The 24,343-nt window shown below is 68.5% G+C and carries 19 protein-coding genes; 8 read left to right on the forward strand and 11 right to left on the reverse strand.

Translation table 11 applies throughout. The features are described 5' to 3' along the window. Positions 1–33: 33 nt before the first annotated feature. Both AB8810_RS23425 and AB8810_RS23430 read left to right on the forward strand, forming a co-directional pair. Positions 34–561, forward strand: a complete 528-nt coding sequence (locus AB8810_RS23425) for a GNAT family N-acetyltransferase (RefSeq protein ID WP_369915062.1) — start codon at positions 34–36, stop codon at positions 559–561. 18 nt (positions 562–579) lie between these two features. Next, positions 580–1,122 carry a DinB family protein gene (locus AB8810_RS23430; protein WP_369915063.1) on the forward strand — a complete coding sequence of 181 codons (543 nt, stop codon included), beginning with the start codon at positions 580–582 and terminating at the stop codon, positions 1,120–1,122. Positions 1,123–1,329: 207 nt separating this feature from the next. On the opposite strand, the gene AB8810_RS23435 is transcribed toward AB8810_RS23430, so the two are convergent. The 3 genes from AB8810_RS23435 to AB8810_RS23445 all read right to left on the reverse strand — a co-directional run bounded on the left by AB8810_RS23435 (position 1,330) and on the right by AB8810_RS23445 (position 3,445). Continuing rightward, positions 1,330–1,980: a YceH family protein gene (locus AB8810_RS23435; protein WP_369916711.1), complete on the reverse strand. Its 651-nt coding sequence runs from the start codon at positions 1,978–1,980 to the stop codon at positions 1,330–1,332. A 156-nt stretch (positions 1,981–2,136) separates the two neighbouring features. Next, the gene (locus AB8810_RS23440; RefSeq protein ID WP_369915064.1) at positions 2,137–2,832 is read right to left on the reverse strand and encodes a hypothetical protein; all 696 of its coding nucleotides are present in this window, start codon (positions 2,830–2,832) and stop codon (positions 2,137–2,139) included. Positions 2,833–2,842: 10 nt separating this feature from the next. Then, on the reverse strand, positions 2,843–3,445 hold the full coding sequence (locus AB8810_RS23445; RefSeq protein WP_369915065.1) for a hypothetical protein: 603 nt from the start codon (positions 3,443–3,445) through the stop codon (positions 2,843–2,845). A gap of 429 nt (positions 3,446–3,874) precedes the next feature. Between AB8810_RS23445 and AB8810_RS23450 the strand changes: the two genes are divergently transcribed. From AB8810_RS23450 to pyrF, 3 genes are all read left to right on the forward strand, one after another. After that, positions 3,875–4,963, forward strand: a complete 1,089-nt coding sequence (locus tag AB8810_RS23450) for an alginate lyase family protein (RefSeq protein ID WP_369915066.1) — start codon at positions 3,875–3,877, stop codon at positions 4,961–4,963. Between the two features lie 180 nt (positions 4,964–5,143). After that, positions 5,144–6,037 (forward strand): 5'-nucleotidase, lipoprotein e(P4) family, encoded by an 894-nt coding sequence (locus AB8810_RS23455; protein WP_369915067.1) that lies wholly within the window; start codon positions 5,144–5,146, stop codon positions 6,035–6,037. Further along, entirely contained in the window at positions 6,034–6,768 is a 735-nt protein-coding gene (gene pyrF, locus AB8810_RS23460; RefSeq protein WP_179570085.1) for an orotidine-5'-phosphate decarboxylase, read from the forward strand. Before AB8810_RS23455 ends, pyrF begins: the two co-directional genes overlap by 4 nt. A 204-nt stretch (positions 6,769–6,972) precedes the next feature. Here the strand turns inward: pyrF and AB8810_RS23465 are convergent, their stop codons facing one another. From AB8810_RS23465 to AB8810_RS23480, 4 genes are all read right to left on the reverse strand, one after another. Then, on the reverse strand, positions 6,973–8,490 hold the full coding sequence (locus AB8810_RS23465; protein ID WP_369915068.1) for a tryptophan halogenase family protein: 1,518 nt from the start codon (positions 8,488–8,490) through the stop codon (positions 6,973–6,975). A gap of 119 nt (positions 8,491–8,609) precedes the next feature. Then, complete coding sequence (locus tag AB8810_RS23470; protein WP_179570089.1) at positions 8,610–11,639, reverse strand: TonB-dependent receptor domain-containing protein; 3,030 nt, start codon at positions 11,637–11,639, stop codon at positions 8,610–8,612. Positions 11,640–11,730: 91 nt separating this feature from the next. After that, positions 11,731–12,789 (reverse strand): LacI family DNA-binding transcriptional regulator, encoded by a 1,059-nt coding sequence (locus AB8810_RS23475; RefSeq protein ID WP_206258704.1) that lies wholly within the window; start codon positions 12,787–12,789, stop codon positions 11,731–11,733. Beyond that, complete coding sequence (locus AB8810_RS23480; RefSeq protein WP_369915069.1) at positions 12,786–15,851, reverse strand: discoidin domain-containing protein; 3,066 nt, start codon at positions 15,849–15,851, stop codon at positions 12,786–12,788. The genes AB8810_RS23475 and AB8810_RS23480 overlap by 4 nt, the downstream gene beginning before the upstream one ends. Before the next feature lie 389 nt (positions 15,852–16,240). Here AB8810_RS23480 and AB8810_RS23485 point away from each other — a divergent pair, with 389 nt between their 5' ends. Next, positions 16,241–17,185 (forward strand): hypothetical protein, encoded by a 945-nt coding sequence (locus tag AB8810_RS23485; RefSeq protein WP_179570095.1) that lies wholly within the window; start codon positions 16,241–16,243, stop codon positions 17,183–17,185. Next, positions 17,185–19,854, forward strand: a complete 2,670-nt coding sequence (gene plsB / locus AB8810_RS23490) for a glycerol-3-phosphate 1-O-acyltransferase PlsB (protein WP_369915070.1) — start codon at positions 17,185–17,187, stop codon at positions 19,852–19,854. Before AB8810_RS23485 ends, plsB begins: the two co-directional genes overlap by 1 nt. 295 nt (positions 19,855–20,149) lie before the next feature. On the opposite strand, the gene AB8810_RS23495 is transcribed toward plsB, so the two are convergent. Together AB8810_RS23495 and AB8810_RS23500 are read right to left on the reverse strand one after the other, a co-directional pair. Continuing rightward, positions 20,150–20,728, reverse strand: a complete 579-nt coding sequence (locus tag AB8810_RS23495) for a DUF488 family protein (protein ID WP_369915071.1) — start codon at positions 20,726–20,728, stop codon at positions 20,150–20,152. Then, the gene (locus AB8810_RS23500; RefSeq protein WP_179570107.1) at positions 20,725–20,928 is read right to left on the reverse strand and encodes a YdcH family protein; all 204 of its coding nucleotides are present in this window, start codon (positions 20,926–20,928) and stop codon (positions 20,725–20,727) included. The genes AB8810_RS23495 and AB8810_RS23500 overlap by 4 nt, the downstream gene beginning before the upstream one ends. 163 nt (positions 20,929–21,091) lie before the next feature. Here AB8810_RS23500 and AB8810_RS23505 point away from each other — a divergent pair, with 163 nt between their 5' ends. Next, the gene (locus tag AB8810_RS23505; RefSeq protein WP_369915072.1) at positions 21,092–21,664 is read left to right on the forward strand and encodes a hypothetical protein; all 573 of its coding nucleotides are present in this window, start codon (positions 21,092–21,094) and stop codon (positions 21,662–21,664) included. A gap of 81 nt (positions 21,665–21,745) precedes the next feature. Here the strand turns inward: AB8810_RS23505 and AB8810_RS23510 are convergent, their stop codons facing one another. Together AB8810_RS23510 and AB8810_RS23515 are read right to left on the reverse strand one after the other, a co-directional pair. After that, positions 21,746–22,762 carry a glycoside hydrolase family 43 protein gene (locus AB8810_RS23510; RefSeq protein ID WP_191826105.1) on the reverse strand — a complete coding sequence of 339 codons (1,017 nt, stop codon included), beginning with the start codon at positions 22,760–22,762 and terminating at the stop codon, positions 21,746–21,748. Positions 22,763–22,792: 30 nt separating this feature from the next. Continuing rightward, positions 22,793–24,277 carry an MFS transporter gene (locus AB8810_RS23515; protein WP_191826106.1) on the reverse strand — a complete coding sequence of 495 codons (1,485 nt, stop codon included), beginning with the start codon at positions 24,275–24,277 and terminating at the stop codon, positions 22,793–22,795. Positions 24,278–24,343 lie beyond the last annotated feature (66 nt).

Consider the following 24,343-nt stretch of genomic DNA (forward strand, 5'->3'; position numbering starts at 1 on the left):
CTTGCGCGATCGTCATCCCCGCAAGGACGTGCAGTGTCCACCGTGATCGAAACCGCGCGCCTGCGCCTGCGCTTGCTGGAGCCGGACCGCGACGCCGCCGCGATGCTGGCGTTGCTCAACGACCCCGGCTTCCTGGCCCATATCGGCGACCGCGGCGTACGCGACGAAGCCCAGGCGCGCCGCTACCTAGCCGACGGCGCAGTGCTCAGCTACGCCCAGAACGGCTTTGGCCTGTATGCCGTGGAACGCCGCGACGACGGTGCCTGGCTCGGCGTGGCCGGCCTGGTACTGCGCCCCACCCTGCCCTGTCCGGACCTGGGCTACGCCCTGTTGCAGCCTTACGCAGGCCACGGCTATGCCAGCGAAGCCGCGCGCGCTGTCCTGGCGTACGCGCAAGACACCCTGGCGCTGCCGCGTCTGTGCGCGATCGTGGCGCCGGACAACGCGCGCTCGACACGGCTGCTGGAAGCGCTGGGCTTCGCTGCGCAGGGCCGCATGCGGATCGCCGCGGATGCGCACGAGGTCGAGCTGTACGCACGCGACCTGTCTGCCTCGAACTAACGACCGGGAGCCTGAGCCGTGGACGCTCTGGAATCGCTGCAATTGCTGGCGCGCTACAACCAATGGATGAACGAGCGCCTGTATGCGGCCGCGGCGACCCTGCCGGAACAGGCGGTCGCGCAGCCGCGCGGTGCCTTCTTCGGCTCGCTGCTGGGCACGCTCAACCACCTGGTGGTGGCCGATACGATCTGGCTGCAGCGCTTCGCCCAGCATCCGGCCCAGTACCCGGCGTTGAGCGCGATCGCCGCCGCTCCGACTCCCGCCGCGCTCGACGCAGTGCAGGCCACGACCCTGGCTGCGCTATTGACCAAACGCCAGGCGCTGGACGCCACCATCGCCACCTGGATGGCGCAGGTGAGCGCCGCGGACCTGGACATCACGCTGCACTACCGCAACACCCGCGGCGACACCCATCGCCGACGCTTCGGCGATGTGCTGCTGCATTTCTTCAATCACCAGACCCACCACCGCGGCCAGGCCACCACCCTGCTCAGGCAGGCCGGCGCGGAGGTGGGGGTGACCGATCTGCTGATGTTGATTCCGCAGATGGAGATCGAATGAGGATCGATGCAACCGCCGGCTGCGATAACCGTACGCGCCAGCCGTAGTGGAGACAGCAAGACCCGAGCGCCCAGCGTTGCCGCGCGGCTGGAAGAAACCACTCACGGCATCGCCTTCGGCGATCGCTGAGCACCGCCATGATGCCGAAGACTCTGTAGCGACACGCGCCAGCGCACGGCCGCGACAGCCTCCTGCGGAACAACGGCGCTATGCCGTATCGCCCTGCGCCTGCAATGCGGCGACGATCTCGCGCAGCTCTGCCACTTCGGCTTCCAGCGCCTGCACCCGCGCTTCCAGCTCGTCGTTGGCGGACGCGGCCGGGCGCACCTTGAACGATGCCGACAACGCCTCCGCATCGATCGGCCCGCCGAGCAGATGCATGTAGCGATCCTCGCGCTGGCCGCTGGCACGCGGCAGCTGCACCACCAACTGGCGCTGCGCCAGGCGCTCCAACTGGTGCCGCACGTCCTCGGCATCGGCGAACCGCGCCATGCGCTCGGCCCGCGCCAGCAGCTCGTTCGCCGTCTGCGGGCCGCGCAGCAACAACAGCCCGATCAGGATCACCTGCTGCTGGGTCAGATCCAATGCCGCTGCCAACCGGTGCTCGTAGCGCACCGCGCGCGAAGAGAACTGCTGCCGCGCCAACCCGTGCCCTTCCAACTGGCGCAGCGCATGCTGCACATCGCCCGGACTCAGCGACAGCACCGGCTCCCGCGAGGTCTTCTGGTTGGCGGCCACCACCGTCGCATTGACCGTGAGCGGATACGCATCCGGCGTGGTGGCCTCTTTTTCGATCAGGCAGCCCAGCGCACGAGCTTCGACGGCGGAGAGGACGGGGGGTGCGGAAGTGTCGGTCATCGTGCTCGGCATCCAGGCAATGGCGTGCAGCATAGCGCCGAACCGCGATCGGTTCGCCTGCAACGCACGGAGCCGGTCTGCATTAGCCGCCATCCCGGCAATGGCGGCCATGCCGACAAGCGTGGCGCCGGCAACATCGATGCAGCGACAGCAGGGCTACTGCTGCGTTACCGCCACGCTCTCGGCTGTGTGGAACAGTTCGGGAAAGCTCTGCGCGAACTCGGCGGCGCATTGTTCGGAGAGCTCATCGGCCCGCCGCTTGACCTGGGCGTAGTCGTCGGCCTCCCAGTCGGCGATCGGCAGTTCGATGACGCCCGGATTGCAACGCTGCGTCACCGACGCCTGACGTACACCGCCCACATCCGCAGGCCGCGCCTGCATGCTGACCGCAAAGCGCAGTTCGTACGGCGTGTCCGCATCTCCCAGCGACTTGTAAACGAGCAACCAGTCCTCGGCCTTCACCTTGAACATCGCTGGCGGCAGATCCTGCGGATGCGCGGCGGCATACGCATGCAAGCTCTTTTCCAGCGCAGCCGGCAGCGTACTCAGCGCAGGATCGACGATGGCCTCGTTGGGGTCGCCGAGCAGATCCTCCTTCTTGAATCCCGTCACTACCTGTCCGCTCATGGCGCCGAACACACCCTGCATGACCTTCACGCTTGTCATCTTGGCGGTGTGCGAGCGCCTTACGACGCGCAAGCCACGCGTTTTCGAGTCGGTACTGGCAAGCACGGTCAACGGCGTCTGCACCGGCTCGACGAAGGCGACCTTCTTGCCGGTACTGGCGCAACCGACCAACGCAGGCACCACGGCGGCGACAGCAACCCCATACATCCATATTTTCAATGACACGGAACGTTCCTTATTGTTGCTGTTCAGCGGGGCATGTGGGCGAACGACTGGGCACCGAGCGCCGATCGATCCGACCATCGGCGCCTTTGACGAGCGCATAGATATCCAGGCTGCACGCGCCGGACGCGGTGTTCAGAACGGCCTCGTAGTCCTGCCCGGCTTGCGGCACGAACGTCCCTTCGGCGACGCAGGTGGGGCCATGGCCGATCGGGCGATTGCAGACCATGCGGTAGCCGGGCGGCGCAGGCGGGCACGGTGCGGCAGGCGCCGACGCGCCTGCGTCGAATGCCAGCACGAGCGGCTGCTCGGGGCGGACATAGAGTTCGAGCGACCGCTTCGGCGTATCGCTCAAGCGCGGCATCTGCAGGTTCCGATGCGCAGTCAACGGAGAGAACGCAACCCGACCGAAGCCGGGTACATGGCCGCGATTGCAGGTGGTGCCCGGATAGATCACGGCGTTGTCGGTCGCGCCCAGCAGACGCAGGCGCGTGCGCTCGCCGTCGGTAGGCTCGTCGTAGAGGAAGAGTTGCGGAGCGTTTTTGACGATGGCGCAAGAAGCGGTCGTTGCGGCAAGCGACGCCAGGCACAGCCACGAGAGTTTTCTACCGACCATGGATCGATCCTTCCTTGGGATTTCAGTAGGGGATGTTTGTGCAGGCGGAACCGGAAGACCGCATCGCTGGAATGCGGTGTGCCGTGCTGCGAAGCGAGCGATCGGCGACGAAACGAAATCCCCTGACTGCGATTCGGCGCTGCTGCATTGTCTTGTGCTGCAGGCAGATCCACCATCCGAGCATCTCCGACGTACTGTCGGGATAGTCCTGACAACGCAGGCCAGCGATACCCTGTCGTCCGCATCTTCGCGCGCCATGTTCAACCGCTGTGGATGGTGATGTTCGGCTTCGGCCTGGTGCATCCACACACGGACGTGGTCAACACGCGCCGCATTCGCACGCTCGCGCCTGAAGCCATGTCCGGTTCATGCCGCGGGGCATAGATTCGCCAAAATCGCGAGTCGCCGCCGTCGCACGGAGTGCCTTCTATGTCTTTCGCCGGGTTGCGAGCTAGCCTCGCCGTCGCCGTCCTAGTCCTGTCGCCATGCGCGCCGGCCGCTGCGATACAGCGCCTTTGGCCGACCGAGCAGCAATGGCGCCAACTCGGCACCGGCAACGACGCGGCTGCCGCGCAGCTGCGCCTGGCCAACGCCACGCTGCACGATACCGCGCACCCTATCGCCGTGCTGAGCACCGCCGGCCGGCTGAAAGGCGACCCCGTCAAGGCAAGCACCGAAGCCAGCCTGGGCGACATGCGCAAGATCCAGGCACTGGCCGTGGCCTACGCCTTAACCGGCGAGGCGCGCTATGCGACGAAAGCCGGCGACTATCTCGGCCGATGGGCCGCAGTGAACCAGCCCACCGGTCAACCCATCGACGAGACGGGCCTGGAGCCGGCGATCTTTGCCTACCGCATCGTCAGGAAGTCGCTGCCGACCGGCACCCGCGATGACGTCGACGACTGGATGCGGCGCATTGCGCGCGCCGAGATCGCGTCGCGCGATCCCAAGCGCAAGACCGCCACCAACAACTGGCAGAGCCATCGCTTGAAGACCGTCGGCCTGATCGGCATCGCGCTGGACGACGACGCATTGATCGCCTACGCCAGGGATGGCTTCAAGCAACAGATCGGCGACAACCTGCGACCGGACGGCCAGAGCATCGACTTCATCGAGCGCGATGCGTTGTCCTACCATGTCTATGACCTGCGCCCTCTGGTGACGCTCGCCCTGGCCTTCTCGGAGCGTGGCGAAGACCTGTATCACTGGCAGGCGCGCAACCGCGCCTCGCTCGCGCACAGCGTGCAATGGCTGCTGCCTTACCTCCGCGGCGACAAGACCCATGCCGAATTCGTCGGCAGCGACGTCGCCTTCGATAAGGCGCGCTCGCGCAACGGCGAAGCGGGCCATGTGGTCGGCAGTGCCTACGCTCCGCGCGATGCATTGCCGTTGCTGTCGTTGACGGCCGCCTACGATGCCGAGAGCGCCCGTCTGGCGACGCAGTTCGGTGGCAGCACGGCGGAGCTGCGCCTGGCCTTGAACCTGCTGCCGACGCCGCCGCCATCGAGCGCCAAATAGAGCCGCTGGCCGATCGCGCCACCATCGAAGGACTTGCCTTCGCCGGCGACAGCCGATGGCCCTTGTGCCTTTCCGGGCTTGGCGCCTGGCGCGGCGCGGCGCTGCCATCTACCCGTGCGTCACGGCAACGGCCGCAACCCGCTAAAATTGATCGATTCCCCGCCTAGGTTTCCGCGCCCGATGACCCCGATCGCCCGCACCGCACTGGCCTGCGCCGTGCTCGCCCTGTCCGCCTGCAAGCCGCAGGCGCCGGCCACCGATGCCGCGACGCCCGCCGCCAAGACCGCCGACACCGCCGTGGCCGGCGACGACAACCTCAACGCGGTGCTGTGGATGCAGCGCTCGGCCGAATACCGGGCCGTGGCCGAGCAGACCTACCGCGCCGCCGCCGATCGCCTGGATGCGGCGCTGAAGGAGCCGAACTGGGACGCGCTGGTGCCGGAGGAGCGCGGCAACGCGGCCACCGGACTGAAGCCGGCGGTGGTGATGGACGTGGACGAGACGGTGCTGGACAACTCGCCGTACCAGGCGCGGCTGATCCGCAACGGCAAGGAGTACGACGAGCTCAGCTGGGACCAGTGGGTGTCCGAGAAGAAGGCCAAGCCGATCCCCGGCGTGGTCGATTTCGCCAAGGCCGCCACCGCCAAGGGCATCACCGTGCTGTACGTGTCCAACCGCGCGGTGCACCTGACCGACGCGACCCTGGCCAACCTGCGCAGCGCCGGCCTGCCGGTGGCCGACAACAGCGTGCTGCTGGGCCTGGGCACGGTGGTCAAGGACTGCGAGCAGAACGGCTCGGAGAAGAACTGCCGGCGCAAGCTGGTCGGCCAGCAGTACCGCGTACTGATGCAGTTCGGCGACCAGCTCGGCGATTTCGTGCAGGTCGTGGCCAACACCCCGGACGGCCGCGCGCAGCTGCTGCAGCAGTACCACGACTGGTTCGGCGAGCGCTGGTGGATGCTGCCCAACCCCAGCTACGGCTCCTGGGAACCGGCGCTGTTCAACAATGACTTCGCGCAGCCCCGCGCCGCGCGCCACCAGGCCAAGCGCGACGCGCTGGAGCTGGCGCAGTGAGCCGCGCGCCGCTGGCGCTGGAGGCGCGCGAACGGCTGATCTTCGCCCTGGACGTGCCCGGCCGCGCCGAGGCGATCGAGTGGATCGAGCGGCTCGACGACGCGGTGGCGTTCTACAAGATCGGCATGGAGCTGCTGGCCTCCGGCGAATACTTCGACGTGCTGGAGACCCTGGCCGCGCGCGGCAAGCGCGTGTTCGTGGACCTGAAGTTCTTCGACATCCCGGCCACCGTCGGCGGGGTGATCCGGCGCCTGTCGCAGTGGCCGGTGGACTACTGCACGATCCACGGCTGGCACCCGGCGATGATGCAGGCCGCGGCCGCCGCCAACGGCGGCGACATGCGCCTGCTGGCGGTGACCGTGCTGACCTCGATGGGCCGCGCCGACCTGGCGTCGATGGGCATCGACCGCGAACCGCAGGACGTCGTGGTGGAACGTGCCCTGGCCGCGCAGGCCGCCGGCATCGACGGGGTCATCGCCTCCGGCCAGGAAGCGGCGCCGATCCGCCGCGCCACCGGTGCCGGCTTCTCGATCGTGTGTCCGGGCATCCGCCCCGGCGGCCCGGTCGGCGACGACCAGCAGCGCACCGTCGGCGTGGCCCAGGCCTTCGCCGATGGCGCCGATGCGATCGTGGTCGGCCGCCCGATCCGCCAGGCCGCCGATCCGCGCGCCGCGGCCGAAGCGATCCAGCACGAGATCGCCGCGACCCTGGCGCATGCGGCAGCGCGTTGATCGATCAATAAATATCAACGACTTAGCCAATAAAACTTAAACCATTGCATTAGCTGCGCACTGCCGGTAGCATGCGCAGCGTCCGGCGTTGCCGGAGATGCGCCACAAACCGTTCTCCGGCTTCGGTCGGATTTTGAAGAGGCCCGCGCCTTGGTGCGCGAGGCCTCTTTTTTTTACGCCCGGCCCGCGATCCGGGCAGCCCGCTCAGCGTGGCGCGGCGGCGCAGTAGCGGTCGATGAAGGCCTGGTGCGGCGGCATCGCATCCACGCAATGGCCGATGGTCTGCTCGATGCTGGCGACGAAGCGTTCGATGTCCGCGGCCGGCACCTGGTCCACCAGCGGGTGGTAGGCGCGCGGCAGGATGCCCTGCCCGACCATCACCTGCACCCAGCTGATCTCGGCGAACATCTCCTCGCCGTTGCGGTAGAAGCGGCCGCTGTCGGCGAACAGGTCCAGCGTCGCCTGCAGTTCCGGGGTGATCGCCATGCTGCGGCACTGCCGCCAGAAGTCGCTGTCGTCGCGCTCGGTGGCGGTGTAGTGCAGCACCAGGAAATCGCGGATGCGGTCGAACTCGAAGGCGATGCGGTCGTTGTAGCGCTGCACCAGCACCGGGCTGATGCCCTCGCGCGGGAACAGCTCCAGCAGCTTGGAGATGCCCGACTGGATCAGGTGAATGCTGGTGGATTCCAGCGGCTCCATGAAGCCGCTGGCCAGGCCCAGCGCGACCACGTTGCGGTTCCACACCTGCTTGCGGCGCCCGGTGACGAAGCGCAGCGGGCGCGGATCGGCCAGCGCCACGCCGTCCAGGTTGGCCAGCAGCGTGGCTGCGGCTTCGTCATCGCTGATGTGCGCGCTGGAATACACGTAGCCGTTGCCGGTGCGGTGCTGCAGCGGGATGCGCCACTGCCAGCCGGCCGTGCGCGCGGTGGCGCGGGTGTACGGCGTCGGCGGGCCGACCTTGGCGCAGGGCACCGCCAGTGCGCGGTCGCACGGCAGCCAGTGGGTGAAATCGTGATAGCCGGTGTGCAGCGCCTGTTCGATCAGCAGGCCGCGGAAACCGGAGCAGTCGATGAACAGGTCGCCGGCGATCGTGTCGCCCGAGGCCAGCCGCACCGAGAGCACATCGCCCGATTCCGGATGCAGCTGCACCTCCTCGACGATGCCTTCGCGCCGGGTCACCCCGCGCTGCTCGGAAAAACGGCGCAGGAACGCCGCGTACAGCGAGGCGTCGAAATGGTAGGCGTAGGCGATGTTGCCCAGCGGCGAGTTGGGCGGCGCGTCGCTGGCCGAGGTCATGAACTTGCCGCGCTTGGCGGCCACGGTGTTGAGCGTGTAGGCGCCCAGCGGCTTGGCCTTGCCGGCCAGCGCCTGCTTGAACCAGTACTGCTGGAACGGCAGCAGCCCGAGCGAATGCCCGATCTCGGTGCCGAAGCCGTGGATGTAGGACGTGCCCGGCCGGTGCCAGTCGACGAACTCGATGCCGAGCTTGAAGCTGCCCTGGGTCTGGCGCACGAACTCGGCTTCGTTGATGCCGAGCAGATTGTTGAAGGCCTTGATGTGCGGCACGGTGGCTTCGCCGACGCCGACGATGCCGATCTGTTCCGATTCGATCAGGGTGATGCGGTAGTCCGGGCCCAGCACGCGCGCCAGCGCGGCGGCGGCCATCCAGCCGGCGGTACCGCCGCCGACGATGACCAGATTGCGGAGAGGGGCGGCGATCATGCGTGCGCGGTCCTGTGCGGAAAGAAGGGAGTATCCGATACGCGAACGGGGCCAAGCGGCCCCGTCCGGAAAAACCCCACCCGCGCCGGTCGGGCACGCGCGTGGGCGATGGCGGTGGATCAGAACTTGGCGCCGATCTCGAAGCTCACCGTGCGCGGGAAATAATTGATATCGCCCGTCTTGTTGATGGTGATGTCCGGATCGAACTGGCCGTTGGAGCCGAAGCCGTTGTACACATACGAGGTGTAGTTCTTGAAGTTGAAGGCGTTGAGCAGATTGATGCGCGCCGACAGCTTGTAGTCGTTGTACACGGCGAACTCCTTGGTGGCCTGGAAATCCACCGTGCGGTAGCCCCAGATCTTGCCGCCGAGCAGGAACTTGCCGCTGGCCGGCGGCACCACGCCGACCTGCTGGCAGGTACCGCCATCGGCATCGACCTTGCCGTAGCAGGCGATGGTGTTGATCGGCTCGGGCGTGGCCAGCACCAGCTTGGCGCCGAAGGTGACGCCCCACGGACCGTCGATCGAACCGGACGCGACGAAGCGGTGCGCGGCCACGGCATCGGACTTCACGAACGGATAGTCGTGGATGGTCGCCTTGTCGAACGCGTACGGCTCGTCGATGTTGCGGTTCTGGCGGGCGCTGGTGTGGGTGTAGGACAGGTTCAAGCCCCAGCCCGACTCCTTGGTGTACGGCTTCTCCGCCGACAACAGCACCTGGCTGCTGCGCTGCTCCAGGCCGTTGCTGCCGATGATGGTGTTCTGGTAGCCGGGCACCGGCTCGCCCCACGGCGCGCTGCCGTTCTGGAAGTAGGAACCGTCCGGATAGCGGTTGATCAGCGACATGGCGAAGCCGTCGTAGCTGAGGATGCGCTGGAAGGTCACGTCGGTCAGCCAGTCGCCGACCTGGTTGCTGATACCGATGCTGTACTGGTCGCTATACGGCGTCTTGAGCTTGTTGTTGAACATGAACAGCTCGGCGCTGCCGCTGACGCCGGGGATCGAGGTCAGCTGATCCACGCCGTTGAGGTAGCGCGGATCCCACGCGGTGCAGACGCGGTCGGAGCGATAGCACTGGCCGGTGGCCGGGTTCTGGAAATACACCGCGACCGGCGACAGCGCGGCCTTGCTGGTTTCCAGCGCCAGCTGCTCGAACAGGTTGCGGTCGTAGGAACGGCCGGCACCGCCGTGCAGCACGGCGCTCTCGTCGCCGAAGAAGTCGTAGGAGAAGCCCAGGCGCGGCGCCCAGGCGTCCTTGAAGTTCTTGCGGTTGTTGCCGGTGCTGATGTAGTCGGCCACGTTGATGCCGCTGGGCAGCAGGCGGTCGGCCCACGGATGGCCCGGGTTCTCCGGATCGTCGGCGTACAGCGCGTTGACGAAGTCCTGCGAGGTGACGAAGTCGGTGTAGGCCGGGCTCTTCTCATAGTCCCAGCGCACGCCGATGTTGATCATCAGCTTGTCGGTCGCGGCCCAGTCGTCCTGGATGTAGATGCCGTACTGCTTGGACGGCGACTCCACCGTGGCCTTCTGGCCCGGCGTGGTGTACGGCGCGACGAAGTCCACGCGGTACGGCGTGGAAGCGACGCCATTGGCGTCCACCGAGTAGCTGAACTGCGGATTCAGCGCGGCCGCGTCCTGCGAGGTCAGCTTGATGTCCTTGTAGCTCACGCCCATCTTGATGGTGTGCTCGCCATGCCACTGGAAGCTGGTGAAGGTCAGGTCGTTCTGCAGGAACCAGCCCTTCTGGCTCTTGCGCTGCACGTTGGCGCCGCCGGCCGAACCGGTCTGCAGGAAGCTGTACTCGTCCACGTCGTTGGAGCCGGCGCGCGGGGACAGGTAGTTGTAGAGAATGCCGTTGCCGATGCTCATCGGCGTCGGGTTGTTCTCCGAGTTTTCGGTGCCGACGATGAACTCGTTGAACCAGTTGTCGGCACTGTGCTGCCAGCGCAGGTTGGCACGCTTGTCCTTGTTGATCTTGTTGGTGCCGTGGTCGGCCGCACTCTGCCCACCGATGTTGGCGACCTGGGTCTCGTCGCGATACTGGCCGCTCAGCTCGATGCGGTCGCGATCGGTCGGTTCGAAATCGATCTTGCCGAAGTACAGGTCTTCGGTGAACGGCAGGTTGGCCGGGCCGTACTGGCTGGACAGGTTGGACGGCAGGTAGCCGACGTACGGGCTGGCTTCCGGGCTGGCCAGGACGGTCTTCGGCGATGCGTTTTCCTTGCCCTCATAGGCGACGAAGAAATGCATGCGGTCCTGGATGATCGGGCCGCCGAGCGCGAAGCCGTATTCCTTGATCTGCGAATCGGTCTTCTCGGTGTCCTTCTCGTCCGGACGCTTGTCGCGCATGTCCTGGTCGGTGTAGCGGAAGAACGCCTCGCCGTGGAACTCGTTGGTGCCCGACTTGGTCGCCGCGGTGATCGCCGCGCCGCTGATCTGGCCGTACTCGGCCTTGTAGTTGGAGGTGATGACCTTGTATTCGCCGATCGCCAGCTGCGGGAACGGATTGCCCTGGGTATCGCTCTGGCCGGCGATGCCGCCGCCCTTGACGTAGCTCTTCTGGCCGACGCCGTCGATGTACAGGTTGCCGGAGCTGGCATTGGACGCGCCGCCGCGCAGCTTGGTGTTGCCGCTGCCGTCGACCTGGAACACCATGCCCGGCACGGTGTCGGCGAACTCGAGGAAGTTGCGCGTGGCCTGCGGCAGCTGCTGGATCTGGCGCAACGAGACAACGTTGCCGACCTCGGAGGTCTTGACGTCCTTCATCGACGGCGGCGCCGTGACGTTGACCGTCCCCAGCGTGGTGGCGTCGCCGCTCGGCGCTGCGGCCGTGCCGGCGTCGAGATCGACCGTGGACGAGGAGGCGACCTGCAGCGTCACGCTGCGCTTGACGCCGTTGGCCTCGACCGTATAGCTGCCCGGTGGCAGGCCAATCACGGTGTAGGTGCCGTTGGGCCCCGCCGGCGTACGTCGCACCGAACCGGTGGCGGTATTGGTGACGACCACTTCGGCGCCGGCCTGGGCCTGGCCGCGCAGGATCGCGGTGCTGGTCTGCGCCATCGCCGGCATCGTCGCGAACAGGCTGGTCGCCAGGGCGCAGCACAGCAGGCTGCGTGCGGGCATATTGGAAGCGGAACGCTTTCTCTTCATGACAGAAACCCCTCCCAGGGCAGTAAACGGGTTCATTCGTTGTTTCTTCTAGTTGGATGCAAACGGTAAGGGTGGAGCGCGACGGGCGGTGTCAGTCCATGGCGGGTCCTCGCTGGGCACTGGACGCACGGACGATCAATTGGGGAGCGATATCGGAGGAAAGCGGCGCATCCGCGCCTGCGGTCTGCGGCTCCAGCGCGGCGAGCAGCAGCTGCATCGCGCGCGCGCCGAAGCCGGCGATGTCCACCCGCATCGTGGTCAGCGCCGGGTGCACGTAGCGCGCCATCGGCACGTCGTCGAACCCGGCCAGGGCGATGTCCTCGGGCACGCGCAGGCCGGCGTGGGTGAAGGCGAACAGGCAGCCGAGCGCCATCATGTCGTTGGCCGCGAACACCACGTCCGGACGCTCACCCTGCAGCAGCGCCTGCCCCGCGCGATAGCCGGAGGCTTCGTCGAAATCGCCCGGCAACACCCGCGGTGCCACGTCCGGGCAGCGCTCGTGCAGTTCGTCGCGGTAGCCGCGCAGGCGTTCGCGCGCATCGAAGTTGTCGTCCGGCCCGGCGATGAAAGCGATGCGGCGATGGCCGCTGTCGAGCAGGTGGCGGGTCATCGCCCGTGCGCCGCCGTAGTTGTCCACGTTGAGCACCTGCGCGTCGGCGATGCGCTCGGCGCAGTTCATCAGCACCGCCGGCAGCGTGCCGGGCAGCATGTCGGCGGCTTCGTCGGCGTCGGTGCTCAGATAGGGCGACATGATCAGCAGCCCGTCCACGCGCCCGGGCATGCGCCGCACCGCCAGCCGCTGCTCTTCCGGCTCGCCGTGATAGCTGGACACCAGCAGGTGCAGGCCGCGCTCGCGCGCGACCGTGTCGATGCCGCGGATCAGCTCGGAGAAGAATTCGCCATGCAGGTCGGGCAGCACCACGCCGATGGTGTGGGTGCGGCGGCTGCTGAGGCTGCGTGCGGCATGGTGCGGCACGTAGTGCAGGGTGCGCGCGGCTTCCAGCACGCGCGCGCGCACCGGCTCGGCCACGTGCTGGTGGCCGTTCATGGTGCGCGACACCGTCGCCACCGAGACGTTGGCCAGGCGCGCCACGTCCTTGATGGTGATACTGGCGCGCTGTTCCGGCGCGTGTGCGATGCGCGGATTCACCAGCGTGCCTCCAGGGTCCGGAACGGCTTGCTCAACACCACCCCGGCGGCGTCGTAGGCGTCGATGCGCCGCCCGTCCACGCGCACCTGCGCCGGCCGCGTGCGCGAGGGCCAGGCCACGCGCACCGCAGTGCCCGCGCGCAGGCCGCTGCCGAGATCGATCCGCAGCACGTCGTCGCGCTGGCGCGCGCGCATGCTCAGCTGGCCATAGGCGGTCGGCAGGCGCTGCACCGCCAGGCCCTCGCCCTCGACCCAGGCCGGCGGCGTGCCCGGCAGCAGCACCAGCGCGTCGTCGCCCTCGTGCATCAGCATGCCGAACACGGTGCGCGCGTACTCGGCGCCGATCCAGGTGTGCGGCATGTCGCCGAGATAGCGCGGGAAACGCGGCCGCGAATGCACCACTTCGGCCAGCACCTGCCATTCGAACGGGCGGCGGTCGCGCAGCATGTCCTGCAGCAGTTCGACGGCGACCTGCGGCTGGCCCAGGTGCACGTAGGTCAGCACGTTGCGCATCTCGTACGGCGAATACGCCCACAGCGCATTGGGCTGCTTGCGCTTGCGCACGTCGTCGAGATAGCGCGCGAAGGTGGTGCGCAGCGCCTGTTCCGGCAGCAGGTCCTGCTGGCCGGTGGGATCCAGCGCGATCGACACGCTGCTCGGATCGCCGTCGCCCAGATCGGCCGCGGCGGGGATGAAGTCGGCGCCCTTCCAGGCCATCGTGGCGCGGATCGAGGCGGCCAGCGAGGTGCGCAGCGCGGCGTACTGTTCGCGCGCCCAGGCCGCGGTCGCCTTGTCGCCCAGCGACTCGGCCAGCCACGCGCCGTCGTGCCAGCCCTTCAGCGCCCAGTAGTCGTCCCAGTAGCTGTGGGTGGGGCTGGAATAGCCTTCGTGGCTGATCGACGGCGCCAGGATGCCGCGGAAGCGTTCCGGCGCCGGCTGCTCGCCCATGTAGCCAGGCACCAGGGTGCGCTCGCGCAGTTCCTGCATGAACTGCATCGCCAGCTTCACCTTCGGCAGGTAGGCGCGCACGCTGTCCGGGCCGCCGTCCAGGCGCGCCACGTCGGCGACCAGGGTGATGTATTCGCCCTGGCTGTCGTACTCCAGGTCCGAGCCGAAGCCGTCGTTGACGCTGCCGTCGTCGTTGAGGATCGGCGACACCAGCCCGTTCGCATGCACCGCGTGGTCGCTGTACCACTGCAGGTAGTCGCGCGCGACCTTGGCCTGGCCCATGCGCAGCAGGATCGCCGAGGTGGCCATGCCGTCGCGGATGAAGGAGCGGTTGTAGTTGCGCGGACCGGGCTGCATCGCCGGGCCGGTCTGGTTGATCAGCATGTACGCGGCCTGCGCGCGCAGCATGTCGACCAGGCTGGCGTCGGGCAGGCTCAGGCCGACGTTGCCCAACCGGCGTTGCCAGTCGGCGGACACGCGCTCGGCCAGCGCATCGAAGCCGCGGCCCGGGTCGCGCGCCTCGGCGCCGAGCAGCGCGGCGCGATCCAGCGCCGGTGCCGGCGGCAGCCTGCCCTGCGCGTCGGCGCTGGCGGTGCCGAGCGGGAACGCCAGCACCACGTCCTGCTGCGCGCCCGGCGCCAGCGTCACCGCGTAGTTCAGCATCGCTGCGGCAAGGCCGTCGGCGTCGTGCGCATCGCGCTGCGCGGGCAACGTGCCGGCGGCGACGTGGCGGGTGATCTCGGTTTCCCCGTGCGGGCCGAACGCCTCGGCGCCGCCGCCGCTCGGCGCGCTCAACGATTCCAGCAGCAGGCGGCCGTTGACGCGCACCGCGGCGTCCTCGACGGCGATGTCGTGGATCGGCGACAGGCCGCCGTTCTGCCACGGCGGGTTCATCTGCATCGGCCGCACCAGCAGCGACAGCGTGCCGCTGACCGGGCTGCCGCCGGTATTGCGCAGGCGGTGGCGCAGCAACGTCACCGGTTGCCCGCCGTGTTCGATGGTGAAGGTCTCGCTGCGCAGTTCCAGCCCCGGCTGCGGCGACCAGCTCACCGACGGCATCGGTTTCCAGCCATCGCGCAGCGCATGCGTCAGCGCATGGCCGTCGGCGCCGGCGGCCGTGCCGGAGGCGTCGCGCCACAGCGGCTGCACCAGCGGCGCACCCTTCCACGCTTCCAGGTTGCCGTATTCGTCGAAGATCGATTTCTGCCGGCCGGCGTGGATGCCGACCGCGGTCCAGTAGGTCTGCTGCATGTGCAGCGAGGCCGGGAACAGCGCACCCTGGCCGCGCTGCGCGGCAACCTGGTAGCGCTTCATCGGCGTCATCACCGCCTTCGGCCCGAGCAGGCGCAGGCGGCGCAGCGCCGGTGCGGCCGCGCCCGGCGCGGCATCCACGCTCAGCCGCAGCGCGCGCGCCTCGACCGGCGCGGTGCCGGCCAGATAGGCGCTGTCGCTCTGCCCGGCCTGCGGATCCTCGGCCAGCGTGCGCCAGCGGCCCGCGGCGTCCTGCGCCTGCAACCGCGCCGCGCCATGCGCGCCGGCGAATTCGACGAGCAGGCCGGCGCTGGCGAAGGCGCGCGGGAACGCGATCTCCAGCTGCCGCGGCTGCGTGCCCTTGCCCGGCATGGCCATCGCCGCACCGCCTTGCCACAGTGCCGCCGCCGCGCCGGCCGGCACGCCGCGCAGCCGCGCGCTGTCCGCTGCGCCCAGCGGCTCCATCTCGAAGATCGAGATGCCCCAGTCGGCGGTGCGTTCGGGACTGGCCAGGCGCAGGTAGCGCGCGCTACGCGGCGCGAAGAACAGCGTCTCGGTGCCGCCCATCGAATCGGCCATGGTGTAGACCGTGTCCCAGCGCTGGCCGTCGCGCGAGGCCTGCAGCAGGAAACCTTCCGGATTGGCGCTGTCCCATTGCAGGCGCACACCGCCAAGCCGCGCCTCGCGGCCCAGGTCGACCTGGAACCAATGGCCGGGACTGAACGCGCCGCCGGTGCGGGTCGTGGCATCGCCGTCGATCAGGTAGCCGATCGCCTGCGCCTTGACCTGGCTGGAAGAACTGGAGGCGCGCCATGCCTCGCGCGGCGGCAAACGGCCGTCCTGCGCGTACGCGGACAGGGTCATGGCCAGGCCACACAGGACGCCGGCCAGGGCCAATCCGCCACGGCCGCTACCAGCGTGACACAGTGCTCGGAAGATTTCGGACATGTATCGCACTGGGACCCCCGTCCAGTACCACCTCGAGGCAAGGTGGGCGGACGGTAACAGCAACTGCAAGCGGTTACATGATGCGCCGCAACATTGCGCAATGTGGCGGCACACTGTGCGATACACCGACATCGCGCCGACATCGTTGTCTCGACCGGTCCGATCGGGCCAAAAATTGTCCCGGCACGACATCGGTATCCAGCCCCCGACAATCGCCACGACCGCACTGCCAGCGGCGCACGGCTTGCCCGAATCGCGCGCGCCCAGCAAGATGCGGAACGTTTTGGGGAACGAGCTAGCACCATATGCCGCCACGTCCGACCCGGCTCACACCCTTGCATGTCGTTCCCGCGCTGCTGCTGGCCGCACTGGCCCTGTCCGGGTGCAAGCGCAGCCCCGCCGAGCTGCCCGGCGCCAGCGCCGAACCGGCCGCGGCCGTGCGCGAACTGGCGCAAACGCTGCAGCGCAACGACCTGGCCGGCTATGCCCGCGCCGCGGTGCCGCCCGCGCACTATCAACGGCTGCAGCAGGCCTGGAGCGAGGACCGCAGCCGCTGGCCGCTGACCCAGTTGCCGCTGGCCGAACGCCTGCCCGAAGTGCTCGACACGCTGTCCGCGCCGGACGCCGAACGCCAGCTGCAGCGCGCCTTCGACGCGCAGTTCGGCGGGCAGTCGGCGAGCCTGCGCCAGGCCGCGCACTCGCTGGGCCTGTTCGGCGTGCAGTACCTGCGCAACCAGGGCGACTACACCCCGGAACAGCGTGGCCACTACGTGCAGCTGGTCCAGGCGCTGAGCGGTTGGGCCGAGCACGCGCCGCTGGCCGAGCGCAAGCGCGCGCAGGCGGCGATCGCGCAGCTCAGCGCCGCCGCGCGCCGCACCGGCCTGCGCAGCGACGCCGACCTGCATGGCCTGGGCATGGAGCAGAGCCTGCAGCGGCTCGGGCCGTTCCTGGGCGAGCTGAAGACGGTGCTGGCCGGCTACGGCCTGGACCTGGACGCCAGCGCGCGCGAACTGCGCACCGGGCTGGTCAGCCAGCAGGGCGATCAGGCGGTGGTGCGCATCCAGTACCCGCTGGGCGGCGCGCAGATCGACACCACCGCGGTCCTGGTGCGCCGCCAGGGCCGTTGGTATTTGCGCGATACCCTGCACGAGGTGGACGCGTTGCTGGCCACCGCCGCGGCACCGCACACGGCCCCGGCCGAGGCGCCCACGGCCCCGCCCGCCGATCCCGCAGCGCCGGCTAAGCGATAATGACGCCGATGCCAGAACAAAATCCCCTCCCCTTTCCCGACGACGCTGCGGCTGCGCGCGCCTCGGACCCGGCGCATGCGCCCGCCTCTCCGGCCAGCGGCGATGCCGCCGGCAGCGTGCCGCCGGCTACCGGCGCTGCAGCGCTGCCGAGCCCGGTGCTCGCCGCGCGCGCCGCCAAGCGGCCGCTGTGGGCGCGCCTGCTCGGGCGCGTGGCCGATCCGTGGCTGGGCCTGAACATCGAACCGGCCGAACCCGGCCAGTACGACGACGGCCGCCCGGTGGTCTACGTGCTGGAGGACTACGGCCTGTCCAATGCGCTGATCCTGGACAAGGCGTGCCGCGAGGCCGGCCTGCCGTCGCCGCTGGTGCCGCTGCCCGGCGACCCGCTGGGGCGCAAGCGCGCCTACCTGGCGCTGTCGCGGCGCAGCAGCAACAACGCGCTGATCCCCGAGCAGCGCGGCGCCAAGACCCATTCCGATTCGCTGGCCAAACTGCTGCAGGCGCACCGCGAGCGCCCGGACCTGGACATCCACCTGGTGCCGGTGTCGATCTTCGTCGGCCGCGCCCCGGACAAGCAGAGCGGCTGGTTCGCGGTGCTGTTCTCGGAAAACTGGGCGCTGGTCGGCAGCTTCCGCCGCCTGCTCGGCGTCCTGCTCAACGGCCGCAGCACCATCGTGCGCTTCGCCCCGCCGGTGTCGATGCGGCTGACGATCGAGGAAGGGCTGCCGCCGGAACGCACCGTGCGCAAGCTGCAGCGCGTGCTGCGTACCCACTTCCGGCGCATCCGCGAGGCGGTGATCGGGCCGGACCTGTCGACCCGCCGCCTGCTGGTGGACCAGGTGCTGGCCGCCGAGCCGGTGCGCGAGGCGATCGCCGCGCAGGCCAAGCGCGACAACAGCAAGCCGATGGACGCCTGGCGCAAGGCCCACGCCTATGCCTGGGAAATCGCCGCCGACTATTCCAGCCCGGTGGTGCGCTCGGCCAGCTTCCTGCTCACCCACGTGTGGAACCGCATCTACGCCGGCGTGCTGGTGCACCACCTGGACAAGCTGAAAGAGGCCGCGCCCGGGCACGAAGTGATCTACGTGCCCAGCCACCGCAGCCACATGGACTACCTGCTGCTGTCCTACCTGCTGTACGAACGCGGCATCGTGCCGCCGCACATCGTGGCCGGCATCAACCTCAACCTGCCGGTGGTCGGCACCCTGCTGCGCAAGGGCGGCGCGTTCTTCATCCGCCGCTCGATCCGCGGCAACGCGCTGTATTCGGCGGTGCTCAGCGAATACGTGGCGCAGCTGGTGGCCGGCGGCTACTCGATCGAATACTTCGTCGAAGGCGGGCGCTCGCGCACCGGCCGGCTGCTGCAGCCCAAGGGCGGCATGATCGCGATGACCCTGCGCGCGTTCCTGCGCCAGCCGCGCAAGCCGGTGCTGTTCCAGCCGATCTACGTCGGCTACGAGAAGCTGATGGAAGGCAACAGCTATCTCGACGAACTCAGCGGCCGGCCCAAGGAGAAGGAATCGATCTGGGGCCTGCTATGGAGCATCCCCAAGGTGCTCAAGCAGAACTACGGCCAGGTGGTGGTGAACTTCGGCGAGCCGATCGCGCTGAGCCAGGTGCTGGCGCAGCGCGCGCCGGACTGGGACGGCCAGCCGCTGGGCGAGGACGAGAAACCGAGCTGGTTGAACGGCACCGTCGATGCGCTGGCCGAGCAGATCCAGGTGCACATCAACGCCGCCGCCGACGTCAATCCGGTCAACCTGCTGGCGCTGGCGCTGCTGTCCACGCCCAAGCACGCGATGGGCGAAGCCGACCTGATCGCGCAGATCGAGCTGTGCAAGAAGCTGCTGGCCGAACTGCCGTACTCGGACCGGGTCACCGTCACCCCGCATTCGCCCGAGCGCATCATCGCCCACGCCGAGGAGATCAACGTGCTGACCCGCACGCCGCATCCGCTCGGCGACGTGCTCAGCGTCAACGGCGACAACGCGGTGCTGCTGAGCTACTTCCGCAACAACGTGCTGCACCTGTTCACCGCCTCCTCGTGGGTGGCGTGCTGCTTCCAGAACAACCGCCGCATGAGCCGCTCCGGCCTGCTGCGGCTGGGCCGCACCGTGTACCCGTTCCTGCAGGCCGAACTGTTCCTGCCGTGGAGCGAGGACCAGTTCGCCGAACGCATCGAGCGCACCATCGAGGTGTTCGTGCGCGAAGGCTTGCTGTTGCAGGTCAACGACGACGACGGCGGCGTGCTGGCGCGCAACACCGGACAGACCGACGAGGTGTTCCGCCTGCGCGCGATCGGGCATTCGCTGCAGCAGGCGTTCGAGCGCTACTACATCGCCATTTCGGTGCTGGTCAAGAACGGCCCCGGCAAGCTCGGCGCCGGCGAACTGGAAAGCCTGTGCCAGCAGGCCGCGCAACGCCTGAGCCTGCTGTACGCCCCGGCCGCGCCGGAATTCTTCGACAAGACCCTGTTCCGCGGCTTCATCCAGAAGCTGCGCGAACTGAAACTGGTGTGGCCGGACGAGAACAGCAAGCTGATGTTCGACGAGCGCCTGGACGCATGGGCGAAAGATGCCAAGTTCATTCTTGGCCGCGAACTCCGCCACACCATCGAACGGGTCAGCCCGGAGGCGGCGAAGCCGGAAGAGACTCCGGTTTCGGAGTGAGAGCACCGGTACGGCGGTGAGAACCAGGCGCGTGGCGACGCGTTCGTCATCACGGCGCCGATGCGTCTGTCTGGCGCGCCGCGAACTGCGCCACACCATCGAGCGGGTCAGCCCGGAAGCGGCGAAGCCGGAAGAGCCGGTGGTGCCGCAGGATTGAGGCGGCCACCGCATGCTGCTTTTCTCGCCGCTAGCGACAGCCCTGTAGGAGCGGCTTCAGCCGCGACAGATACCGCCCGGCGAGACCTTGTCGCGGCTGAAGCCGCTCCTACGGGTGACATCGTACGGATCGAATCGCTCAGCCGCCGAACAGATCGCCAGTGACCGGCCCGGCAGGCGCGATGTTCGCCGGATAGACCAGTTGCCCATTCGCATCGCTGCGCGCGGCGGGGTTGAGCGTCGCCGGCTCGCGGCGCCTGGCGTCGAGCAGGTGGATCACCGGGTGGCCGTGGTGCAGCAGGTGGTCGCAGACGATCTGGCGGTGGCATTGGCGCCAGTCGGCTTCGGCGCACATCACCGCGCAGGCGCCGCGGTTGCCGAGCGCGCGCAACTGGGCGAACGCCTCGCCGAAGTCGCCACCCAGCGCGTAGTCGGCGTAGTTGTGGAAACCGGCGCTGCGCCAGTGGCCGTTGCGTTGCGGGTCGATGCCGGGTTGCCTGTCGCGGCGCCCGCCGAGCGCACGAAAGTGCGTATAGCCGATGCCGGCCGCGGCCAGGCTGCGCGCCAGCGCGCTGCCGTCGAACTGCGGGAAGCGCCGCGAAGACGGAAATGCGCGCACGTCGGCCAGGTGCGCGATCTGCGCGCCGTGCAGGATCTCCAGGAACGCGTCCAGGCCACGCGTGGAGTGGCCGATGCTGAAGAACGTCGCCGCGCTCACGCCGGTTCGTCGGGGATCAGCAGGTTTTCCAGGCGCATGATGCAATCCTTGAGCTGCAGCTTGCGCTTCTTCAGCCGCTTGGCCTGCAGTTCGTCGTCGAGGTTGGCCGGGGTGCGCTGGATCTGTTCGTCGAGCGCACGGTGCTCGCGCCGCAGGGCGTCGATGCGCAAGGAGATCTCGGCGGGCGTCATGTCGTCCATTGCGTCCGAGCATACACAGCCAGCGCACCCGCCGTCACCGTGCGCGGCGCCGGCGTTTTCCGCGGCCGCGCTTGCCGGCACAATGCACGCGCCGGGAACCGGCACGGCGCCGCGTTGCGGCACCGCCAACCGCGGCCGCCGCGCCGCCAGAAAGGAGTCTTCCATGCGCCCCACCCAGTCCCTGCTCGCCCTGGTCCTGGCCACCGCCCTCCCCGGCCTGGCCGCGGCGGCGGACACCAAGTACGACGGCTTCCTGTGCTGCAACATGCGCAGCGACGGCAGCTGGATCAGCGACAGCAACTACGCCGAGAACGGCAAGCGGGTGATCCCCGCCGGCACCCCGGTCAAGGTCACCGGCTACGGCCGCTATCGGGTCAACGTGCTGATCGATGGCCAGAAGCAGTCGATCGGCAACGACTACAGCCGCGACCTCGGCAACGAGGCCTTCGCCCAGCGCTACGTGATCGCGCAGGATCCCAAGCTCAAGCTGGCGGCGTATCCGCCGAAGATCCGCGAGGCGATCGGCAGCAGCCGGATCACCAAGGGCATGACCCGCGAACAGACGCTGATGGCGCTGGGCTACCCGATCAGCAGCGAGAATCCGAACCTGGACGCCAAGCTGTGGCGCTACTGGCTGACCAGCTTCGGCGAGTTCCAGGTGTCCTTCGACGATGCCGGCAAGATCGAGAAGGTCACTGCCGATCCGCAGACCCAGAACCTGGTCTGGATGCCGTAGGCCGCGCAGCGCCTGCGCACGTGCAGCGGCGGTCGGCGCTGCGCGTGCGGCGCGGGTCGGCGAACCGGCCCCGCGCCGTCCTCATTCCCCGTACGGATGGACCAGTGCGATGCGCCCCTGCGCGTCGTGCTGCAACTCGGTGAGCTTGATCGAACGCAGGTGGGTGACGCCGCCGGACAGCATGGCGTCGTGATAGAACAGGTACCAGGTGCCCTGGAACTCGCAGATGGAATGATGCGTGGTCCAGCCGATCACCGGGCTCAGCAGCGGCCCCTGGTAGGTGAACGGGCCGTAGGGCGAATCGCCGATCGCGTAGCACAGCAGGTGCGTGTCGCCGGTCGAGTACGACAGGTAGTAGCGGCCGCCGTACTTGTGCAGCCACGGCGCCTCGAAGAAGCGGCGCGCATGGTCGCCGGCCAGCAGCGGCTGGCCGTGCTCGTCGACGATGCTGACCTCGCGCGGCGGTTCGGCGAACTGGGTCATGTCCGCGCGCAGCCGCGCCACGCGCGGCCCCAGCGCCGGCTCGGCATCGGCCGGTTCCTCGTGCGCCTGCGCATACGCGTTGTCGCGGTACTTCTGCAGCTGCCCGCCCCAGATCCCGCCGAAATACAGGTAGTGCTCGCCGTCGTCGTCGGCGAACGCGGCCGGATCGATCGAGTAGCTGCCGTCGATGGCCTGCGGCTCGGCGGTGAACGGCCCTTCCGGGCGCGCACCGATGGCCACGCCGATCTGGAAGATGCCGTCGGCGCGCTTGGCCGGGAAATACAGATAGTAGCGTCCGTCCTTGCACGCCGCATCCGGCGCCCACATCTGCCGCTCGGCCCACGGCACGTCCTTCACGTGCAGCGCCACGCCGCAGTCCACCACGGGACCGTCGGCGCTGTCCATGCGGAACACGTGGTAGTCCTCCATGTCGAAATGGCCGCCGTCGTCGTTGAAGGCGATGCCGGCGTCGATGTCGTGCGAGGGATAGATGTACAACGCGCCCTCGAACACGTGCGCCGACGGATCGGCGGTGTACATGTGGGTGACCAGGGGCTGCGAGATGGCCTTGCTGGCCAGCCTCTGCAGGTCTGCGGCATCGGTGTCGGCGGACATTGCGTACCTAGAGCGTGAGGGGAGGAAGCGTCAGTTGCCGAGCGCGGCGGCCTGCAGGCGGCGCGTGTCCAGGTCGCGTTCGATGCGCGACTCCAGCGCCTTGTCGATCTCGTACAGGAACAGCAGCGCCACGCCGAGCAGGAACGGGATCGCGCAGTACACGCTGACCGCCAGGCGGATGCCGCCGGTCACCGCGGCGCTCTGCTGCGGCAGCGCGGCGTCGTAGCCGTAGAAGGCGAGCAGGCCGGCGACCAGCGCCCCGCCGACGCTCAGGCCGACCTTCAGCCCGCACAGCATCGCCGAGAAGATGATCGCGGTGGCGCGGCGGTGGTTCTTCCACTCCGAGTAGTCGGCCACGTCGGCGATCATCGCCCACAGCAACGGGATGGTGATGCCGTAGAAGAATCCGTGCAGCACATAGGAGCCGAACACCAGGCCGATCGCCTGCGGCGGATAGACCGCGAACGCCAGCAGGAACAGCGTGGACACCAGCAGCGCCGCACCGAACACGTTGCGCTTGCCGTAGCGGTCGGCCAGGCGCTTGGAGCAGCCGATGCCGACGATCATCGCCAGGATGCCGCCGGCGCTGAACACGCTGAAGGCGGAAGTCGGCGCATCCTGCGGCCAGTGCAGCGCGGTCAGCCCGGCGCTGGCGAGCAAGCCGTTGATGCCGGCGATGAAGCCGTTGAACCCGGCCTGGTCGAGGAAGCGGGTCAACGCCGCCGCATCCAGGTAGTACTTGAAGTAGTACACGTACATGCCGCCCTTCATCGCCAGGTTGACGAACACCAGGATGGTCAGGGCCAGCATCACCAGCCATGGCTTGTTGCGGACCAGGTCGCCCAGGTCCTTGCGCACGCTGGACGGTTCCGCGGCGATCGGCAGCACCCGCTCGCGGGTGGTGAGGAAGGTGATCAGGAAGCACAGCGTGCCGACCACCGCGAACAGCGCCATGGTGCGCTGGAAGCCCTGCGCCTTGTCGCCGTTGCCCAGGATCAGCACCAGCGGCAGCAGCAGCACCTGGATCACGAACTGGGCGATGGTGACCGCGAAGAAGCGGTACGCCGACAGGCTGTTGCGCTGCTCCATGCTGCCGGTGAGCACGCCGCTGAGCGCCGAATACGGCAGGTTGTTGGCGACGTAGATCAGCACCAGCAGGGTGTAGGTGGTGAACGCGTAGACCACCTTGCCCTGCTCGCTCAGCGCCGGGGTGCTGAAGGCGAGCAGCGAGATCGCGCCGAACGGCAGCGCGGTCCACAGGATCCACGGCCGGAACTTGCCCCAGCGCGTGCGCGTGCGGTCGGCGAGCACGCCTACCAGCGGCGTGAACACCAGGGCGCCGAACAGGCCGACCACCGAGATCAGCGTGGCCGCGGTGCCGGCGGGGATGCGGTAGATGTCGGTGTAGAAGAACGCCAGGAACGTGATCAGGGTCTGGAAGATCAGGTTGGCGGCCAGGTCGCCCAGGCTGTAGCCGATCTTTTCGCTGAGCGGGAGGCGGTGCGTGCTGGTCATGGGCCTGGGAGTCGCGGGAGGAGCTTGCTGCCCTCTCCGCCGGGAGAGGGGCCGGAGGACGAGGGT

It is taken from the genome of Xanthomonas sp. NCPPB 3005 (assembly GCF_041228095.2).
Lineage (GTDB): Bacteria > Pseudomonadota > Gammaproteobacteria > Xanthomonadales > Xanthomonadaceae > Xanthomonas_A > Xanthomonas_A bonasiae.

Coding starts and splice junctions, on each gene's coding strand:
- AB8810_RS23435 (WP_369916711.1), bottom strand. CDS start 1,980: ATGACCGACACTTCCGCACCCCCCGTCCTCTCCGCCGTCGAAGCTCGT.
- AB8810_RS23445 (WP_369915065.1), bottom strand. CDS start 3,445: ATGGTCGGTAGAAAACTCTCGTGGCTGTGCCTGGCGTCGCTTGCCGCA.
- AB8810_RS23450 (WP_369915066.1), top strand. CDS start 3,875: ATGTCTTTCGCCGGGTTGCGAGCTAGCCTCGCCGTCGCCGTCCTAGTC.
- AB8810_RS23455 (WP_369915067.1), top strand. CDS start 5,144: ATGACCCCGATCGCCCGCACCGCACTGGCCTGCGCCGTGCTCGCCCTG.
- AB8810_RS23465 (WP_369915068.1), bottom strand. CDS start 8,490: ATGATCGCCGCCCCTCTCCGCAATCTGGTCATCGTCGGCGGCGGTACC.
- AB8810_RS23470 (WP_179570089.1), bottom strand. CDS start 11,639: ATGAAGAGAAAGCGTTCCGCTTCCAATATGCCCGCACGCAGCCTGCTG.
- AB8810_RS23480 (WP_369915069.1), bottom strand. CDS start 15,851: ATGACCCTGTCCGCGTACGCGCAGGACGGCCGTTTGCCGCCGCGCGAG.
- AB8810_RS23485 (WP_179570095.1), top strand. CDS start 16,241: ATGCCGCCACGTCCGACCCGGCTCACACCCTTGCATGTCGTTCCCGCG.
- plsB (WP_369915070.1), top strand. CDS start 17,185: ATGACGCCGATGCCAGAACAAAATCCCCTCCCCTTTCCCGACGACGCT.
- AB8810_RS23500 (WP_179570107.1), bottom strand. CDS start 20,928: ATGGACGACATGACGCCCGCCGAGATCTCCTTGCGCATCGACGCCCTG.
- AB8810_RS23505 (WP_369915072.1), top strand. CDS start 21,092: ATGCGCCCCACCCAGTCCCTGCTCGCCCTGGTCCTGGCCACCGCCCTC.
- AB8810_RS23510 (WP_191826105.1), bottom strand. CDS start 22,762: ATGTCCGCCGACACCGATGCCGCAGACCTGCAGAGGCTGGCCAGCAAG.
- AB8810_RS23515 (WP_191826106.1), bottom strand. CDS start 24,277: ATGACCAGCACGCACCGCCTCCCGCTCAGCGAAAAGATCGGCTACAGC.